Annotated in this window: 13 protein-coding genes and 1 pseudogene; all 14 read right to left on the bottom strand. The window is 46.0% G+C overall.

Going from position 1 to position 19,933, the window contains the following annotated elements:
* Window positions 1–97: 97 nt before the first annotated feature.
* Complete coding sequence (locus tag KFE19_02605; protein ID QUO39501.1) at window positions 98–415, bottom strand: nucleoside triphosphate pyrophosphohydrolase; 318 nt, start codon at window positions 413–415, stop codon at window positions 98–100.
* 713 nt (window positions 416–1,128) lie between these two features.
* Window positions 1,129–1,515 carry a (deoxy)nucleoside triphosphate pyrophosphohydrolase gene (locus KFE19_02600; protein QUO38426.1) on the bottom strand — a complete coding sequence of 129 codons (387 nt, stop codon included), beginning with the start codon at window positions 1,513–1,515 and terminating at the stop codon, window positions 1,129–1,131.
* A gap of 38 nt (window positions 1,516–1,553) precedes the next feature.
* Complete coding sequence (locus KFE19_02595; GenBank protein ID QUO38425.1) at window positions 1,554–2,579, bottom strand: topoisomerase DNA-binding C4 zinc finger domain-containing protein; 1,026 nt, start codon at window positions 2,577–2,579, stop codon at window positions 1,554–1,556.
* Window positions 2,580–5,735: a DUF3427 domain-containing protein gene (locus tag KFE19_02590; protein QUO38424.1), complete on the bottom strand. Its 3,156-nt coding sequence runs from the start codon at window positions 5,733–5,735 to the stop codon at window positions 2,580–2,582.
* A gap of 19 nt (window positions 5,736–5,754) precedes the next feature.
* A complete protein-coding gene (locus tag KFE19_02585; GenBank protein QUO38423.1) occupies window positions 5,755–8,157 on the bottom strand; it encodes a DEAD/DEAH box helicase family protein in 2,403 nt (800 codons plus the stop codon).
* Complete coding sequence (locus KFE19_02580; protein QUO38422.1) at window positions 8,132–9,070, bottom strand: DUF1837 domain-containing protein; 939 nt, start codon at window positions 9,068–9,070, stop codon at window positions 8,132–8,134. The genes KFE19_02585 and KFE19_02580 overlap by 26 nt, the downstream gene beginning before the upstream one ends.
* Before the next feature lie 22 nt (window positions 9,071–9,092).
* Window positions 9,093–9,314, bottom strand: coding sequence for a helix-turn-helix transcriptional regulator (locus tag KFE19_02575; GenBank protein QUO38421.1), 222 nt, complete (start codon window positions 9,312–9,314; stop codon window positions 9,093–9,095).
* Between the two features lie 497 nt (window positions 9,315–9,811).
* A pseudogene (locus KFE19_02570) lies at window positions 9,812–10,051 on the bottom strand (hypothetical protein).
* Between the two features lie 73 nt (window positions 10,052–10,124).
* A complete protein-coding gene (locus KFE19_02565) occupies window positions 10,125–10,613 on the bottom strand; it encodes a hypothetical protein (GenBank protein QUO38420.1) in 489 nt (162 codons plus the stop codon).
* Complete coding sequence (locus tag KFE19_02560; GenBank protein QUO39500.1) at window positions 10,610–11,728, bottom strand: DUF262 domain-containing protein; 1,119 nt, start codon at window positions 11,726–11,728, stop codon at window positions 10,610–10,612. Before KFE19_02560 ends, KFE19_02565 begins: the two co-directional genes overlap by 4 nt.
* Window positions 11,729–11,984: 256 nt before the next feature.
* Window positions 11,985–13,352: a restriction endonuclease subunit S gene (locus KFE19_02555; GenBank protein ID QUO38419.1), complete on the bottom strand. Its 1,368-nt coding sequence runs from the start codon at window positions 13,350–13,352 to the stop codon at window positions 11,985–11,987.
* Complete coding sequence (locus KFE19_02550) at window positions 13,352–14,770, bottom strand: N-6 DNA methylase (GenBank protein ID QUO38418.1); 1,419 nt, start codon at window positions 14,768–14,770, stop codon at window positions 13,352–13,354. Before KFE19_02550 ends, KFE19_02555 begins: the two co-directional genes overlap by 1 nt.
* A 35-nt stretch (window positions 14,771–14,805) precedes the next feature.
* The gene (locus KFE19_02545) at window positions 14,806–15,399 is read right to left on the bottom strand and encodes a hypothetical protein (protein ID QUO38417.1); all 594 of its coding nucleotides are present in this window, start codon (window positions 15,397–15,399) and stop codon (window positions 14,806–14,808) included.
* Window positions 15,396–18,659, bottom strand: coding sequence for a type I restriction-modification system endonuclease (gene hsdR / locus KFE19_02540; protein ID QUO38416.1), 3,264 nt, complete (start codon window positions 18,657–18,659; stop codon window positions 15,396–15,398). The genes KFE19_02545 and hsdR overlap by 4 nt, the downstream gene beginning before the upstream one ends.
* Window positions 18,660–19,933 lie beyond the last annotated feature (1,274 nt).

Here is a 19,933-nt window from a genome sequence, read left to right as displayed (position 1 = left end):
AACACCAACGCCTCTCTTTGCACAATTCGACAAAAGCGCCCAAGGGAGATTCCACCAAAACGACACATGTTACAAAAAGATTTTGATAGGGTTCACCTCAATTCTCAATAACTTCTTTCAATAGAAGTTTCTTCTCAAAGTCGCCACGCTTGGCGGCCTTCTCCGCCCGCAACGATTCCAACTGCTCCATTGTACAGCCTCTGGCTTTTACTACGGCCTGCATAACCTCCAAAAGGTCGGCCAGTTCTTCAAGGGATTTGCTCTCCTGGTACTCAGCCAGTTCCTCATTCAATTTTTGGTCCAGCAAGCACAAATACTCCTTATCAGAGAGCGTTTCACAGACGCAGGTCTTTCCATCTGCTTCGATAATCTCTGGGATGCGATCACGGACAAGCTTATGGTATTGCTTGGCCATTTTATTTTTCCGGCGATGTGCCATATAGTCCCAAATCGAATAATCCAGAAGTCGCACGGTCAAATGGGGATACTTACCTTTGAGAAGCTCCACCGTATTTCCAAGCACATCCTGTGCCTGCTGAATGGTGTAATCACACCCTGTGTGCTCTTTTAGAAACCGTAGCACATGGCGATCGGGTTTGGCTTGTGAATCATCTCCCGAGAGCATATAGAAATATCGAAGGGATAACCCGCTCCGTTGCCCTGGGATTCGCAGTATTTCTTCCTCTGCTTTGTAAGGGATCCCTTTTGCAGTTATGTCAGCCAGTGTCTCAACTCCATACTTTTGCAGTATTCGGGCAAATCGAAGTACTGCGTCCACCTTGAGAATTCCGTTACGAGATGATGTGCGCTGATGGTTCCTGAAAACGACATCGGCGCTTTTTTCAATTCCCATCGACTCAATATGTTCAACCAATTGCGAGATCGTGTGGGTGTCACCATCGTTGTCTTGTTTTGTGTTGTATTCCCGCAACCCATAATAAGTACAATAGTTTTTCACAACATTTTGAGTGCTTGTGTATTTTACTCCGATGGAAAATACGGAATCGATAACGCAATGGGGAAGTGAATCATAGTAATACGATGCGCTAAGCGAAGCAGAGGACAGATCCAATTCAGATTCACAGGCGGTGCACAGAGAATCGGCTTTCATATATTGTTTATCCCCTTTTAAAAGGTTTGCTTCAGGCTCTCCAGAATTTCCTCATCAGCTGGGCAGAACTCAAAGTGGTCGATCTCATCCACTGTGATCCAACGGATGTCATTATGCTCCAGTTTCTGAGGGATACCTTCCTGGATCTTAGCATGAAACAGCGTTAGATGGACGGTTAAATCCGGATATTCATGGACCACATCCATAAATGCATTGCCCACATCCAGAGTAATGGCCAGCTCCTCCCGACACTCCCGAATAAGAGCTTGTTCTTTTGTTTCTCCGGGTTCTACCTTGCCTCCAACGAACTCCCAGAGAAGGCCACGGCTCTTATGGACCGGACGTTGACAGATCATAAATTTATCGTTGTCCCAAATCAGGGCCGCGACCACTTCAACAGCCAAATGCTTCACACCCAATCATATAGTCGAATATTAAAATCTTATGAGCCAAATTTTATTTCACCTGTTTGGGGGTCTGGAGATGCCTTAAATCTACAATGTGGATAATTACTACATCCCCAAAATGTTCCAAATGGTCCATTTCTCTCGACCAATCTCCCGCCGCAATTAGGACAAATGTACTTTGTAAAAGAATTGCTTTTGCGCTCTAATATTTCTTTATCACTTATTTTCAATCGCTCATCTTCTGAAATGTGAAAATCTTTTACAGTAGCAACACGTTTTCTCCCGGAGCAGAGCATCCTGCCCTCGAATTGATATGAAATACAATACTTGCAACCATGGCAATCGTCAATATAATTTGCATATGGCTTGCCATGCCAAGTTCGTGCTTCGATTGGGCAATTATCAACATGGAGTGCAAATCTACGTGAAATAATATCTCTTTGGTCTGCGGCTGCATAAAAATATTGCAAGTATTTGTTTGCTACCGAGTTATACACCCACTTCTTTTCGTCACTTTCGTCAAGCAAAACATTTTGCAGCTCTTCCAGAGAAATTGAATGTTCTTTTCGACTTAAATCAATTTCAATAGTGGAAATATCAGATTCTTTCAGTTTCTTTAACTTTACATCATCGATGGCGTGAGTGACATATACTTCAAGAAATAGCTGTTTTCCGCCAGCATATATGACCACATCTGGAATTACATCTTGGAAGCGTTTCTCTAATTCAACTCTTTCAATTTCAATTTCTTTGGATTCGCAATAGAGTTCAGGAGCCTTTGGCGAATTGGGAAATTGAATATATACTGCGGGCAACATAATTCGATTTGCTTTTGATAAAATCTCCTTTGCTGCTAAGTGGAGTGATGTTTCATATCCATACTCACAGTTGTGGCCAGAATAATGGGCAAAATGATGCATCCGCTTTGCCCCCTTCCTTGCAACCAATGGTTCACCACAGGAGGGACATATACAACCACATTTCAATCCACTTTCGACATTTTCGATACTCGTTGCCACTCCATCTTTTATGGCATAAATCAGTTGATTTCTTTTAATCATCTATCCCACCACCAATTTATTTGTCTTCTTCAAAAACTTCGCCGGGATAGGCCGGTCCAGTTTCCATGTGATATTTATGGGCCTACTCCCGTCATGCTTCACATAATTTACCGTTCCCAGGAAGGTATAGGCTGCTGCGCCTCCTGCGATCCGGTCCGCCTTGAATTCCCGGACAAACAGCAGCACCTTGCTCCCTCGCTTCTGGTGATGGATATACCGCTGGCCGGTGGGAGAGTCCGCCGCTGTGGTGCTCTGGCTTTGCCAGTGGAACAGGTTTTCATTGATAGAATAATCGTGATACATGGTGGTGGGCGAATAGTCTTTATCTGCCTTATTCAGTGTCACAAAGAACACATCCAGTTGCTTTTCCGGCAACCACTTGACTCCCTCGCGCACCGTCGCCGGTTTCAGAAAATCCATCGCCACCAGCAACTGATCCCGGGTGTAGGTGCAGTGGAGATCCAAAGGACAATCGAAGCCAAGTTCTACTGGCTCGTCAATAAAATCGATCTGCTCGTATCGGTAGCGAAGCAGATCCAAAAGCTCGCTGAGCAGCACCGGGCTGTTCGATAGAGCATACAGATTATCCAGCACCTCATCGGATGCCCAACTCTCTGCTGTCTTACCCCAGACGGTCACATAGAACATCTGGAGCATCCGCTGTTCCAGCTCGCTTAGCGCCGTGGAATCCACATTGTCCAAACGGGGTAGCAGATCCAGCAAAAAACGAATCCAGCGTCGGGAGTCCACAACGGCCAACCGACCAAGGGCTTTTGTGAGCACCTCCTCCAGTGGTTCGCTAAAACCTGCAATCACATCCGCCCGGGCGCAGATCCGCGAGAAGGAAGAAAACTTGTAAATTGCCCTGGGGTCCAAGTGGTAATAGTCCAGGAAATTTGCCAGGGTCAGTTCCAAACCGCTATCTTCCGCAAAGCTGGCTACCCGAGACACAAGCCCGGCAGTATTGCCGTAGGAGGCGCGAATGTTGTCCAGAATATACTTGGCGGCCTTCTTTTCCAACTGTATATAACACCCTTTAGGTGCAGAAACGAATCCGTCTTTAATTTCTCGGGTCACGCTGCGAGTGGTGTTAGACAACAGGGCGGCGAACTTGTCCTCGAAATTGTACTTCTTATTGGCCTGGCCGATGAAGTCCAGTACCGTCAGGCACTCCTTATCCTCCGCAAGCCGCAGGCCACGGCCCAGCTGCTGGAGGAAGATGGTCAGGGACTCGGTGGGACGTAGGAACAGCACGGTGTTGACCTCAGGAATGTCAACACCCTCGTTGTAGATGTCCACCACGAAGATGAAACGAATCTCGCCACTCACCAGCCGCCCTTTGGCGGCTTTTCTCTCCTCATCGGAGGATTTTCCAGTTAGAAAGATGGACAGAATCCCGCGATCGTTGAAATAGTGACACATAAACTCCGCATGCTCGATAGAAACACAGAAGCCCAGGCCCTTTACCTCATCGATGTCGGTCACATACTTCAAGAGCGAGGACACCACCAGATCGGCGCGGCGATTGGCCACAGCTCCGCTGAGAGTGTATAGATTGGAAAGTTCTCCCTTATCGTAGCCGCCGGCGCTCCACTTCAATGTGTTCAGATCCACCGTGTCGGTGACACCGAAATACTGGAAGGGACACAGCAACTTGCGGTCAATGGCCTCCGGCAGACGAATTTCCGCGGCAATCCGGTTGTTGAAGTAGGGCAGTACACTTTTGCCGTCCATACGCTCCGGGGTAGCAGTCAGGCCCAGGAGAATTTGGGGCTGATAGTAGGACAGTAGCTTCTGATAGGTAGGCGCTGCCGCATGGTGGAACTCGTCTACAACGATGTAGTCATAAAAATCCGGGGCAGTCTTGGCGGTGAAATCCTGGGAGTTGAAGGTCTGAATGGAAAGAAACAGGTGGTCAATGCCCTCTGGCCGGTAGCTGCCCACAAACAGCTCCCCGAAGTTGGCGTCCTTCAAAACCGCTCGGAAGGTATACAGGCTCTGCCGCAGAATTTCCTCCCGATGGGCTACGAAAAGCAGCCGGCAGGGTTTGCCGGGGTGTTGCTTGCAAAAATACTTATAGTCCAAAGCAGAGATCACCGTTTTTCCGGTACCGGTGGCTGCTACCACCAAGTTACGAGTATATCTTCGGACAGTACGCTCCGCCTCCAGCTTGTCCAGAATCTCCTGCTGGTAGGAATAGGGAGTGATGTCCATGGTGTAGACTTCGGCATTATTGGAATCGAAGTATTTTTCCGCCTTTAGTGCCCGGGCCAGCCGCTCCTTCTGATCCTCGGAGTAATACTCAAACTCGCTGGAATTCCAGTAGCTCTCGAAGGTGGCGGCAATCTTGTCGATGGTCTCCGGCAGATCCCTGCGGGTAACCTTCACATTCCATTCCAGGCCGCTGGAGATGGCGGCGTTGGACAGGTTGGAGGAGCCCACATAGGCGGTGGTGAAGCCGGTATCCCGGTAAAAGACGTAGGTCTTGGCATGGAGCCGGGTGCGCTTGGTGTCGTAACTGACCTTGATTCGGGTGTTCGGTAGTGCCCGGAGCTCCTCAATCGCCTTTACGTCGGTAGCTCCCATGTAGGAGGTAGTGATGATCCGCAGCTCCCCTCCGTTTTGGGTAAACTCCCTCAACTCATCCATCAGGAGGCGCAGGCCGCTCCATTTGATGAAGGACACCAGCATATCGATGCGGTCGGCGGAGACAATCTCCTTTTTCAACTCTGTGTACATCTGTGGCTCATGAATGGCCCCGGTAAACAGGCTGCTCTGGGCGATGGAGGTTTCCGGCCGGATCAGGTCGGCAGCCGTTTTGCCTACGGCCAGCCGGGGGTCCTGCTCCCGTAAAAGCGCAAGAAGCTGCTCTGCCCGCTGCTCAACACTCAGCGTGGCAAAGTCAGCTTCTTGGGTTGTGTTCTGAATGAGATCTACGATCTTATTGGCGAGACCAATCTGCGTGGAGATGTCTCCACCGTTGTCCAGTACGTTGTCCAGGCCCTTCTGTACCACATCCGCCAGATACTGCGCCAGTACTTTCGATGCCTCTGCCTTGTCAAGAGGCGCAACTGATTTGCGGGCGTCGGGGATCTCCGAAAGCTCGCGGTTCAGAGCGGTATTGATAACTTGTTCATAAAGGCCGGGAGATAACATATTAAAACCTCAAGTCGGCTCAGAATGTTTTCATTGCTTTGATAAAAAGAGTGTTTTCATATTCGTCAAGCAATGTATGTATTGCTTGATAATTCTCTCTACAATACTTCTTTGCTTCGGTAACAGACATATTGCTTATGGCTCTATGTCGCTCTTCTATACGTCTAATGGCATCCGTCGGGAACCCATATTCAACTAACGCTTCTCCTAATAACGTCTTTACTCCCGTTTCATAATATCTGCTCACTTTTGACAATGAGAAATTTTCAACATTCACATTCTTTTTATTTGCTATAAAGGTAATAACACTTTCGAAAAGTGACAATATTTTTGGAATTTTATGTTCCAAAATATCTCTCCGCGAATTAAATGCGTGGGAATAAGCATCATCCATAGTTTTGCGTTTTCCCTTTCGGTACATATCAATCTCATATTCAAGGATAGCCTTAAAGCCTCCTGAATAATAATTGTTTGCAATTGCTGAAAATCGCTTTCTTGTGCGTTCATCAATTAGCCCTGCTTTACAGTAGGTGTCAAGAATCTTCGAGATCCACCTAAAATGCAGGAAGTTTTCAACATCAACCGAATAAGTAATCCAGTTAGCATATTTGGAGAATTCTGCATTTTCAAGTAGTACTCGCGCTAATTTTTCTTGATTTTCCCGCGAAATAGTTCGATTTATAGCAAATATCTCTTTGGGCAATATAAAATTCTTTGTAATATCTTCACGTTTGATTTTTTCCTCTTTATTCTGGAAGGATAAGTCCTGCATATCTGCATTATCCAAATCGATAACGCTAATGGGTTTGTCGGAATATGTAACAAAGTCAAGTGATAGGGATTCCGAGTTTTCAATCTCAACAAGTTCTTTTGACATATAAAATACTCTACCAACAAAGCAATGATAATACCTCCCAGCTCGACCTTTTATATTTTTGATGTCAAATGGTGTAAGTTTTTCCCCACCCTTGGATGCGTTCAAAATTATCATATTTTGCGCATCAGTATTTACGCCTTCAACAATTGTTGATGTACAGAACATAATGTCAAATGTGCCTTTGTTAAATTGCTCCAAAATTTCTTGCTGAATATATTTTGGAAGTTTTCCGTGATGTATACCAAATCCCTTTTTGAGAACTTGAATAAAGCTCCATTCGTCTGCAGAGTGGTCAATATCATACTCTCTTTGGATGTGTTGAATAAACATTTTAAAGTTGTCTGGAAAGCTATCATAGATCTCTTTGTCCATTTTGCCGGCTAATTTAACAGAATATTCTGCAGCCTTTCTCGGCGAATTACAATATAGTAGTGTTTTACCATATTTTTTATTGCCAATATAAGAGACTACTTCTCTAATGCGGTCATTTATTTTTGTACCATATGGAATTAAGCCTGTATTTTTTGAATCAGGCAGACATTCCGGCATCTTCTCTTCAATCCTCGTATTGTAGGCATTGACCGCAATTCTTAGAGTAGGCTCAAAGTTAATTTCTTTCACGGTAATCTGATTAGAACTCAAAAAGCGTAACATTCCTATCCCAAAATGCTCCTGGGCTAAATTAGGCCCTGCAAGATAATATTCGCCAACTGTTTTGGAGAGTAGATATAGTGCTATTCTAAAGGTTTTCCCTCTATCCTCATTGAGAAATTCTTGTGTAGAAACTTCCGCCTTGGAATTTCGTAGATTCCTTGAACTATTCTTATCCTCGTCCTCTTCAGTCCCATCAGTACAATAATCTTCGTCAATTTTATAAACTTCATCAAAGAAAAAGAAATCTATCCTCAAATCCGGGAAAGCTGCAATTAGCTGCAATGCACGCTCTGGGGTAAAAACAAATATATAATTGGTTTCATCATCGAGAGTCACATCAACTGTTTTAATAATTTGGTAGTTCAGCGCATTATCTGAAACAAATTTCTGCATCATTCTGGCGTTTTCCAGCAGTAATGCAACGGTAGGAAAAACTAATAAAATATTATGATATCTGTCCTTGTTCAGAAAAACAATTTCCCTCATTAAGAATGTTTTCCCATAAGAGGTTGGCGCACTGACAAGTAGTCTCCGAACTGTAAGATTTTGAAAAAGGTCAACCACCTCTTGTTGGCTTTTATCCAAAATATTATTTGAATAAACTTTTGATCGATATAGATTAGTTATAGATGACTCACTGATGTTGCTCAAATATCCTGTTGAAGGAATCGGCTCCTCAGTGAAGTTATTTAGTATGTTATAACCAAAAACTCTCATTTTTTGCGATGCAATATAAAGGAGCTCAGCAATAACCTTGTCATTCTTTAACATTTCATTATCTGAAACCCAGCAAACAAGGTCGCGCAATACATTAACAGATTCTGAATCATCGGGATTATAGTTGTTTATTGCATATAGTAATTGACTAACATAATCCTGCATAGAATCCACGATCCTTATCTCTCAATCTTTCAACACTTTCTATGGGGAATACATAAAAAATAATTTCTGGGGTAATGTATCCAAATGAATAAGTATGTTTTGCGTAATACTGCCGGATGGATTCAACCTCTGTTTGAATTTTATTAAAGACATCTTTTACATCACTATAAACGCTACTCTCTCCATATGCAAGCAAGCATGGAATCCGAATTTTAATATTGCTTTTCTGAAAATACTCGAGTAACGCAGCAATACGATGAGGCTCATCTTGATCAACCATAATTGCATTAATTCGATTGATTTCAGCCAAAATATCCCTCGCGTCATCTGTAATTTCAACCCGTTTATCACAAATAAAGTAAATCTGTTTAGCTAAATACTCTTTAGTATATTTGGTTAAAAGGTCTTTACTAATACTGGACCTGCAGTAATCTTTTTCTCCCAATTTTGCTTGCCCAAGCCATAGAGAAATACCTGTTTGATCCTTCGTAAAATATGTAAGATCATATCCTTTTATTTCGTTGTTATCATCTTGCCTAAAAATAGTTCGCATAGCAAGCTTATACGCATTTGGGTTATACATTTGTACCAGCAAATCTAACAAAGCTTCACTGGGTAAACCATCAGTTATATCGGCTCGTTTGGGGAGCCTTTGTTTATATGCATACTTTGCTGCATTTTCCAAAGATTCGAACAGATCTTCTTTGTAAAACCGGACAACTTCTTCCTCTCCAAAAGCATAAAATAGCAAATTGTGGCGCATTAACTCTGCCAATTCTTCTACACCAGATCCAGAAACCGCATGAGCGTATGGATTGAACTGATAGCAATTTTTGATGGGACAAAATGAAAAAATAATGCCTTTACTTTTCTGGATAATTTCTTTATCAAACAGGTCGCGATATTGCTGCTGTAAAGACATATTGTCCCTCCGATCCATTTCCTTATTTTAAACTTTCCTCATGTTCTGGGATTATTTCTATGATGTCTTCAATCTGACAATCCAGTGCCGTACAGATCTTCAGGAGGATCTCTGTAGTGACATGGCCGTTTCGCCCCATCTTAGTAACCGAGGCAGGACTGATCCCTGCCTTTGCGCATAGGTCTTTCTTCTTCATGTCTTTGTCAATAAGTAGCTTCCAGAGCTTTTTATAACTGACTGCCATAAGAAGACTCCTCCATACTGATAAGCAAAAATGCTCTGCCAGACGGCAGAGCATTTGGTTTATGCGGTCATGCCGCCAAGGTTCATTCCAACACCTGACAGCGTTGTATATAATAATAGCATATTCAATAGAAATACGCAAGAAAATCATGTGTTCGCACGATTCTTAGTTTCCTTACGATAGAGTTCCATACAACTTCAACGGCGTATATTTGTTGTATTGCAGTCCCTTTGCTGTACAGTATAGAAAACGCGTTGAATTCCAGCAGATAGCATGAGAGATCCAGGACTTCTATCAGGGAAAGGTGGGGGACACGGTGTTTCAGCTAAACCCTGGCAACCACTACGACCATACGGCGGAGCGCACCGCTGCAGAAATTTGTTCGCCGTTTAGAAAGTAGGAATCCTTTGAACAGCCGTTGGGTTGAGTCTGTCCCCATTAAATTGTCCAACTGCGCCCGGATCAGAGATTTCCTCCGGCTCCGGGCGCTCTTCCATGTAGTGATTCAGTTCGTTTGCCATTTCCCACGCCAGATGGAAGCCGCAGATGAAGCTGTCCACGGAGCGTTGCTCTATCATCAGGTTCTGGGCATCGATGATCCGCAGCACCAGTTTCCGCTCCGGCTTGTCCAACCGCTCAATGAGCTGCCGGTGGCAGGTTTCCACTTCTTGTTCGGATTCTGCCATAGGCAGAGGGATATAGAATCTGTCGTACAGCAATTTCAGAGTTTCGTTCATGTGTCTCGCCTCCTTGTAGCAAGACACAATAGCACAGGTTCAAAAAAATATCCAGGGTAAAGAAAAATTTTGCTCAGCAAACTATTGAATCAAAAATCTGGACAAGGCTAACAACATCTGTATAGTACTGTTTAATTTCTAAAAATGTTGCTGTGGGAGCTTTTCCGTGTGCAAAATTGTGCCTATTTGTAACCAACGAATTGGAGGCATCGATAAACCGCTGTCCATTAGGGTTCCCTTTCACTGCCATTTGAAAGTTGGTGCCCCACTGAGTATCAAATTTATTAAGAATCTTCTTCATGTTGTCATATCTTGCACTATTTGATCCTTGCCTTATTGTTGTATCGAGATATGTATCAATTCTACTATTTGATAGTTGAGAAAAATGATCTGCAACAATAGAACGATACACAAATTCGACTGTACCACAGGCTTTTATAAGTGCATAATTGGTAAAATACTGTATTCCTTTATCTAATGATGGCAAAGCCTTGATACGTTCGTCAATATCATTCAATTCTGCTGTGCACTCATCCAGCATATCCTGTAATTCCTGCTTCATTTGAGATCAACCCCGAACAACATTTTTCCTACAAGGAAAATACGTTTCCGGATGTTTTCCACATCAGTGGTACGTTTACTGGTTGCTTCTTTAAACTCGGGATTCTCAAGAAGTGCAACATGCTTTTCGGGAGAAACATCAGCAATTTGAAGACCTTTTTTATCAATCAGGAACACCGCAACCATAATTGCATCAAAAATGGCTGGGTGGAATTTCCTAGAAAATTTACCGCGAGTATAATTCCTAAATGCATTTTTACCGATATGGTCATAGACAAACTGTACCGTTTTCTCAAATTCTTCTTTAAATTTCTGAATATTTGCAGGATTGTCTTCTCTATGCGCTTTCATAAAATCATTTAGCGCTTTCTTCAGGGAAATTTGCTTACTTTCGGCATCTAAAATATCGCCTTCTTTCATAGTAAAAAAGCGAAGAATATACTCCAGATCACGCATTCGGCTATCGGCTTCTTCTGTACCAAACAATTCTCGCCATGTTCTATTTTCATTAATTTCAAAGAGCATGGTATTGAATGAGCCTTGATATACACAATTTCGGATTTCCTGTGGGGTAAGAGTACGCCCACTGGTATTAATACGTTCAAATACCTGATACAAGCTCGTACCATCATTTTCTGGTTTTTTCTGTTCAAAAATTATGGCATGGATCGTAGTACTCTTAATTTTCCGCTGATCATCAGTGGAGAGTTCAGAAAATGCTTTATTTCTCCATCTCGCATTGATTTTATCAGAATTGGACAGTCTAAACACTTTTTTATCCGTAGAAAAAATTCCTCGCATATAGTCATATACCGTCATGATTCGCTGGTATCCATCTACAATCAACTTCTGGCTTCCAGACTGCGCGAGAAAAACACTTGGTACGGGCAACCCCAATAGAATAGACTCAATAAACCTGCTTGCTTCAACCTTGTCCCAGACATATTTCCGCTGTAGTTCAGGCTTAACCAATTCGTCTTCCTCATACATGCTTATCAATTCTCTAAAAGACAGGTCTGCCCCCCAGGACGAAATGTTGAAAAGCGAATCGTCGGAGTAATCATCGTCAATTTCCGACTGAATTTCTTCAATATAATCTTTTTCTTTTGTGTCCATTTTTCTATATCTCCTTTTCATTTCATCCAGTGTACAACTACATTTTTCAATTTCAATTACTCTTGTTTCTTGCAGATTTAAAAATGAGGGAACACTCTTATGATACAATACGTTTCCTTGCGCTGTAATGGTCTCATATATATTGTGTTTTGCATTGACCTGCATCAGCGGAACTCCATATACACGATAATCCATAAACGTATGCACCTCATTACTTTTTGATTAGCATACGTATATACTATATGGTTTATCCCGGTTAACAACTCGAAATCTGTTTTAACAACTCCACTGCGCTCTCCTCGCTGGGGTCGTTGGTGCCCAGCTCACCGCGGAAGGCGCGGGCGAGCATGGCTTTTTTGATGAGGTCGATCTGCTCCAGCACCCTTTCGGCTGCTTCCCTGGCCTGCTGCTCTTTGGCGAGAAGATCGTCAAGAATGCGGACGATTTCGGTTTGTTCATCCATTAACGGAATCGGGGTTAGTAGCGAAGCCATTCCTTTTCTGCTAATTGTATTTTGACCAGCACTTGAAACCATATTATCCTCAATATATCTTCTGTAAGTATTGGTTTTTGAAAAGTAGACCATATATTCAGGAGAAAGATTAGTTTTGTATGTTATACGAATTATATGATCACAAAACGCCCATTTCAGTTTGCCATGAAACAAAAACTGCTTTCCGACATTATCTTTTGAACCATTCACACGAATCATAAGAACATCGTTATCTTTTAGGCTGTAATTCTTTTGCTCCTTTTCATCCAAAAGGATTTCTCTAAGATCATCTGTTACAAAACCATTATCCGAGAGATTTGCAAGCCTAAGGACAACAAAAGAGGTCCCGCTACTGCCAGAACGCTTTGCCAATCCATTCTGCATTTTTAATATGCAGTCCTCAAATCGAGGATAATCCCAACTTTCCATCCCCACGCCATGTTCTTGCCTCCACTGAGCGGTGAGTTCGCCGGCGAAGGCTTTATGGAGGATGGCGGCTTTGCGGGTTTCAAAGCTGTCCAGTGCATCCTGCGCCCTTTGCTTTGCCTCATCCAGCTTGGCAAATAGGCTTTCAATGCGGTCAACAATGCGTTGCTGCTCAGGAAGAGGAGGAAGTGGAAATACACAACTTTCCATTTTGCTTTTGTTTACGATGGAAATAGTTGTTGCAGACGCCTTGCTCCACAATTCTTCGTTGAAATAGTGGGTATTGCAATAATAGTAAAGAAACAGCGGATTGAACTTTGGAATTGCAGAGTTTATTTGTTGGTTGGTTGTGCCTTCCACTTCCAAAAAACCGCATTTACCAATGCTTCCAATACAACATACAGCTGTGGATTGTTCAGGAATAATCCGCGACACCATTTTTCCTTCATCGGTTAGATATTCACTTGCTTCTACAACATGTCGCCCAAAATCTAAATCTGTTGGCTTAAAAAATGGGAACAGTCCACCATAATATTCAGGATGCTTTTTGCTTGGAGTTCCCCCTGTAACCACATCAGAAACACAACCCAAATATGTCCAACACCAATTCTCCGGCACCGGATACGGCTGCGCACTCTCCGGCACCAATGCCGCCTGCAAGCGATCTTCCGGCGTTAGGGTTTCCTTTTTCTTTCCTCTCGCCATCAGTCCCGCACCTCCAGTGCCCGCAGCTCCTTCACCACGCTCATCAGAAGGTCGACGGCCTCTTCCAGATTGGCGGCGGCTTCCTCAGCACTCTCCGCCGGATCGGGCAAGTCGTTGTAGTCTAACACCGAATCGTCCCGGATGAGTCCCAAATCCAGGCTGTTGCCCTTTTCCTCAATCTGCTTCCGGGTAAAGACGCTCCACCGCTCGTCCTGCACAGCATGGCGGTCCTCAGCCTCGTAGGCCTTCTCAAAGTCCGCGAAATGCTCGGTTTTCAGCGGAGTGGTCTTGCCAAAGTTGGGCATGTTGGTGCGCAGGTCGTAGAACCAGACTTCCTTGGTGTTACCCTTGTCGCTCTTTCCTCGGGTGAAGAACAGCACATTGGTTTTGACGCCCTGGGCATAGAAAATGCCGGTGGGCAGGCGCAGGATGGTGTGTAGATTACACTTATCCATCAGGTCGCAACGGATCTTCTCGCCGTCGCCGTCGGCAAAAAGCACATTGTCCGGCAGCACCACGGCGGCCCGGGCTTTGCCGTTGGCCTTCAGGCTGCGGTAGATGTGCTGGAGGAAGTTCAGCTGCTTGTTGCTGGTGGGGAACGTGAAGTCATCCCGGGTGGCACGCTCGCCGCCCTTCTTGGTGCCGAAGGGCGGATTGGTGAGCACCAAGTCAAAGTCGTGGAGAGTCTTGCCCTGGTTGGACAGGGTGTCGGCCAGCAAAATCTGACCGTCGATGTCGTGGAGCATGGCATTCATCAGGGCCAAACGGTGGGTGTCGTGGACCAATTCGCAGCCGGTGAAGGCTTCTTCCCGCTCAAATTTGGCCATGTCAGAATCCAGATCGTAAAAATCGTCGGTGTGCGCCTTGACATATCGGTGGGCGGCAATCATAAAGCCAAAGGTGCCGCAGGCAGGGTCGTTGCACCGCTCGCCGGGCTGAGGCTTCATCAGCCGGGTCATCACATCAATGAGGACGCGAGGGGTAAAGTACTGTCCCGCGCCGGACTTTTTCTCGTTGGCGTTCTTCTCCAACAGCCCTTCATACAGGTTGCCCAACCCCTCTTCCCGGGCGGAGTACCAGTCCAGGCCATCAATGGTGGTGATGATCTTTTCCAGATTCTTGGGCTCGTCGATGTTTGTAGCAGAGCCTTGGTAGATCTCCCGCACCCGGCCGGTGCAGTTTTCGCCCAGATGGGCCAGCAGCTCTTTGTAGAACTTCTTCAGCTCGATGCCGCTTTTGGCAGTAAGCTGGTCCCAGCGGTAGGCAGCGGGAATCTGGCTTTCTGCGCCAGTCTCCTTTGCCATCTTCAAAAACAGAATATAAGTAAGCTCGGTGACATACTGGTGGTAGGTGATGCCGTCATCCCGCAGCACATTGCAGAGATTCCAGAGCTTAGATACAATTTCCTGTGTAGTCATGGTTGTTCCTCCCGAGGTAAGTATAGGCTCTCGTTTTATGGCGCAATTCCATAATAGTAAGTATTAAAAATCTCTTTTGTTCGTTCTAAAATGGCAGAATGGTTTTCCTTTATCCGGGGAATCAGAAGGTCAATCCGAATGCGTCCAAGATAAATCTCTTTCGTATTACCGTTAACATATACCATACTATCAGTCACACCTACAAAAAAGTTAGAAAGGAATAAAGATGAATCTTTAGCTCGATTTTGTTTGACTCCCTTTCCTTGAATATACTCTCGCTCATGCTCGTTGATATTACGCCACTGCTGAATTTGCTTTCGTTCATCTTCTGTAGCGACGGCATCTAAAAGCGACGTCAGTGAGTCATCGCCCCGTTCCCGCAGTTTATTCTGAAGAGCTTCTAAGTATTGAATCATTTGACATAACGCTGTAACCAGGAATATCTTCTCAGCATGTAATAAACTGCTACTTTCACCTTGATCCCAAGGGGTTTTCCCTTCATTCGGAAATTCAACTGTACTCACAAAGCGATTGAATTGATATAGGCTGGCATTGCACCACTGAGCTGTGCGGAGTGCCAGTTCCCCAATGCGCTGTTCTTCCGTTTTCAATTCTTTATTTTCTGTCAAGCGCTTCTTCCTCCATCGTCGTATAGGTACTCATTGAGTTCCAGCACGATGCTCTCTAACTTGTTTTGGAAAATTCGATCAATCTTCTTAAACCCACCCTCACTTCTGAAGCGGGTATCCTCATCAAACACATCCACATTGAGTACGGATTCCTCCAAGAGGTATTTTTCCATACGGCCAATCCACTTTTGTTCGATGGCGGTAAATTTATGAGCCTTTTTCAGCTTGTCTACCGCCCGGCGAATACGGGCCTCGTGGCTGATGAGGGTAGAGCCGATAGCATACCGGCGAATCAGACTGATGATGTCCGCCGCCATCTGCTCATTGGTCAGCTCCGATATGGCGGTGTTGAGCTGCTGTGTGGTAAAGCCCTCCCGGTCCAGCGTCAGGCGCAGATCCTTCAAACTTTCCCGGGTCAGCTCCTTCGGCCGGGTGCAGACGATATTCAGCGCTGCGATCTCGTTCATATTGTCCTTGACGTAGTCAGCAAAAGCATCCAGATAGTCCTCTGGACGGCTGCCGGTGCCATAGCCACGTGTATGGCTAACCAGTTCGTCCGGCGCATCGGAGATAACCACCGGGTAACCGCCGTTAGCACGGGTTTCCCCAAGCAGTTCAAAGAGATCCCGATGGGCCAAAATACGGTTGCGGGCCAGCTGAGGAGTTTCCTGCTCCAACTGCTGAATAAACTGGGTGGGGTCCATGCCGCCGGTCATGTTGATAAAGTGCTCCATGGTCTTGCTGTCCAGTTTCCGCTTTTTCCGCTGGAGCTTGGCGATGATCTGGTCAATCTGGTACTCAATCTGTTTTTCGTCTTCCAGCACCTCAAGGCCGTCCAGCAGTTGCCCAAAGGACTCAGATGGATTGGCTACCACTGGCTTCATAGTGTTGACTGCGTCCAGGGATTCATAGACGCCGACGGGGTCATAAATCTCAAAATGGGTCTTGTGGATCTTGGGGCACAGACGAGTGGCACGGCCCAACATCTGTTCGAACAGGATGCGGGATTTTACCCGGCGCAGGAATACCAGATTAGTGATCTCCGGCACATCAATGCCGGTGGTCAGCAAGTCTACCGTAACGGCTATGCTGGGATACCGCTCGTTCTTGAACCGTTTGATGGCCTCCTGTACTTTCTTGGGATTTCCACCGCCCACGCTGCCTGTAATCTTCATAATCGCGTCATTGTCCACACCGTATTCGGCATAAATGTTCTTGAGAATGTCCACAATCATGTCAGCGTGCTGGTCATCCACGGCGTAGATGAGCGTTTTGCCCTGCTCCTCCGGATTCTCCGGGTCGATGTCTTTCGCAATTTCGGCCAGCACCGCCTCGTTAAAAGGGCGGGTTATGACTTTCTTATTAAACTGCTCCACATCGAAGTTGAGTTCATCGTTCAACAGTTCGCTGTTAGTGATCTCCCCGGTCACCGGGTCGTAGACAGTGACGGTATCGCCAGATTGATAGTGAATGCCCTCATCCCGCAGTTTGGTATGAAGGTCGTGGGGTGCATCATGATCCACCAGATAACCCTCAATAACCGCTTCCCGATAGGTATACTTGAAAACTGGCTGGCCAAAAATCTCGGTGGTCTGGAGAGCAGGGGTAGCGGTCAGAGCAATTTTCACCGCATCGAAATACTCGATCACGCTGCGGTATTTGCTCTGATAGTCCCTCTGATCCCGGTAGAGAAGTTCGGTGTCTCCCATCTCTTTGTCCAAAAGGTAGCCCCGGTGGGCCTCATCTACAATAATTAGGTCATAGTCGCTGACCGCAGGCATGGTTTCTCCGTCATTGTACAGGATGCGTTTTACCATTCCCTGTACGGTGGCCACCTGGATGCGGGTCTCGCGCTCGATTTCTTTGTCTTCCAGTCCCTTGATGTTATAAATATCGGCCAGGGGCATCAGATCTTCCAGTTTGACCTCCTTGAATACATCCAATGCCTGCTCCCCCAGAGCGGTGCGGTCCACCAGGAACAGAATTCGTTTGAAACGACCTGTTTTCAAAAAGCGGTAAATCATGCCCAGTACCGTCCGGGTTTTTCCGGTACCGGTTGCCATAGCCAACAGAGCAGTGTTTTTCCCGTCCATGATGGCCTGTTCCGCAGCCTGAATAGCCCGTAACTGATAATCGCGAAGATTCAGGCCATCCTTATCCCGCAACAGATCAAAGGGCATCTGTTCCAGCGCGCGATTGCCGGCGTTGATGTCCTTGCCCAACATATCCAACAGGTTTTCTGGGCTCATCCATCCCCGCAGAGCCCTCGGCACATTGGAGGACTGGCGGAGATCCAGAAACCAAATGCCTGACTTTGTTTTATACTGCTCCAGATACGGCCTGCCATTGGTTGCGAAAGTAAACGGCACTTTATAGCTGTCCCAGGTTCCGACCTGGTACTGCGCATCTGCTGCGCGGATGTTGCGCGGGTAGTCCTTCCCTTGATAATCCAACACAGAAGGAATATCCTTGTGCTCCGCTTTCGCCTCAATGATACCGACAAATTGCAGGCCAATAAAAAGGGCATAATCAGCGCGGCCATGATTTCCTACGGTGGAATCAGTAGGCCATTCGGCAATCGCAAAATTATGGCCCTTTGTGGGACGAGTTCCCTTGGAGAAACGCAGATTCTCTGTGTCAGCTTCCCAGCCCACCTGCCGAAGCTGCTGGTCGATAATGTAGCGTGTTTCTGCCTCGGTTTTTTGACGCTGACTGGCCGTCAGACTGGCCCGCTTGCGGCGGCTATCTTTGGAAATAGCTTCAGCCTGTGCAGCTTTTTCCTCGGCCTCCTGGGCCAAGCGGGTTTCGGTTTGTTCTTCCGCTGCCTTGTCCATGGCCTTTGCCTGCTGCGGAGCAGGCATCACGAATTCATGGTGCTGATAACTCCAGTCGCCATAGGTCTGCATGAACCATTCACACAGACTATGCGCCATAGGCAGGAGGGCCTTTCCATCTGCCACAGAAGCATAATTCTCGTGGACCGCCTTATTGCGTACCTTGCGCAGGGCATGCAAAATATCTACCAAATCCTGTGTCAGCAAGCCCTCACGGTAGAGGGTGTCGATCCGCTTTACCGCTGTATTATCAGCAGGAAGTGCAATTCGATCATAGGTGAACATCAGATTGACGATGGTCTCACCAATCATCCCCAACTTCATCAAGCAGGAGTTGGAATCGTTATAACAGTATTCTTCAGCCAACTGTCCAAAGTTAAATAAAACCGGGAAATCTTTCTCTAAAAAACCAAAGTTACTGTGCATGATACTCCTCCATTCTCCAAGATAAGGTGCTTACATCCTTTCCCTTTCCCGAGGTACCTCCACATTATAGTTATTTCGGCACTTTGTTCCGCAGGATTCGCTCTTTGCGTGGGTGTTGTTACACCTTTCTGCAGTTTTTGCAGACCTTCAGCACAGACGCAGGGCTGGTGATCAGGCCTGCATACGCCAGACGGAGGATGGTGAGCAGGCTGTCAACCGCCCACAGAATCTGCGGGGGGCGGCGGTCAGGCAGTACTGCACTCTGCCGGACAGTGCGAGCAACTCCATGCCCTGGCCGGAAAGCTCGCCACAGGTGCTGAGAAAATGCCGATACAATCCCACTACCTCTTCTTGGAACCGGTCCAGCCCCTCACCGTATTCGAATTCACTGAACGGACGGTAGCAGGGAGCCGCAGCACTCTTTTGGCAGGACCCTGCGTTTTTTATGTCCAGCCCTAAAAGCCCGTGGTGGGCTACAAACTCAGTGCACAGACAGTCCAACCCATCTGCCTTCAAAAATACCTACCGTCCCAGTTCAGCGCATTGGAAACCAGCGTTTCCGCCTGCTGAGCGCAGTTATAGGGGATAGCCTCCGTAACGGGCACGGGCATCAGGTAGTTCACACCGTGCCAGGTACGCACCCCGTAGGCCGACTATCGGAGCCATATCATATTGAAGTTGGAAAATATGTACTTGGGATTCAAAAAAATCCCCTCCAATGTAATCGCTAAACACAATTTATCATATTTTAGAAAATGCCGCAATAGAGGATAAACTCTTGTGACTTTTAGGGCACCAACAATTAAAATGCTTTGCGACATAGAATTTTTTGATTCCCCACTTAGGCAATTTAGCCATACTGATAGATACGTAGAAAATGGCTGTCTACCGTCCATCTCCCAACTGAGTGAACGAGCACTACGGTAGAAACTTTTGACTTTTCTGGCTTGCAATCGCTTTCTACATGACGAGATTGTGAACTGGAGCCGGACGGGGCGTACCCAGGACATTCTTGCCAGGCTCTATTCTTTGTTTAGGTGTGTTAAAAATTGATACGCCTGACTTGAAAATACCTCTTGCATCTCTGCCCTGGAAGAGGTACAATACCCCAAACCCAAAGCCACAAAAAGACGCTTCCCGGCCGGGGCCAGCATACACCTGCCGCCCCTGGTCAGGAAGCGTTTTTGACCCCATATTTGACCACAGTCAGGACTGGAATACTCGGAAACAGCGGATTTAAGAGTGCAAAAAAATATCGGATACCGAGCGGAAAG

This window comes from Dysosmobacter sp. Marseille-Q4140 (genome assembly GCA_018228705.1).
GTDB lineage: Bacteria > Bacillota > Clostridia > Oscillospirales > Oscillospiraceae > Oscillibacter.
Note: the sequence above shows the minus strand (reverse complement) of the source record. Positions and strands in the feature narration are given on the sequence as shown.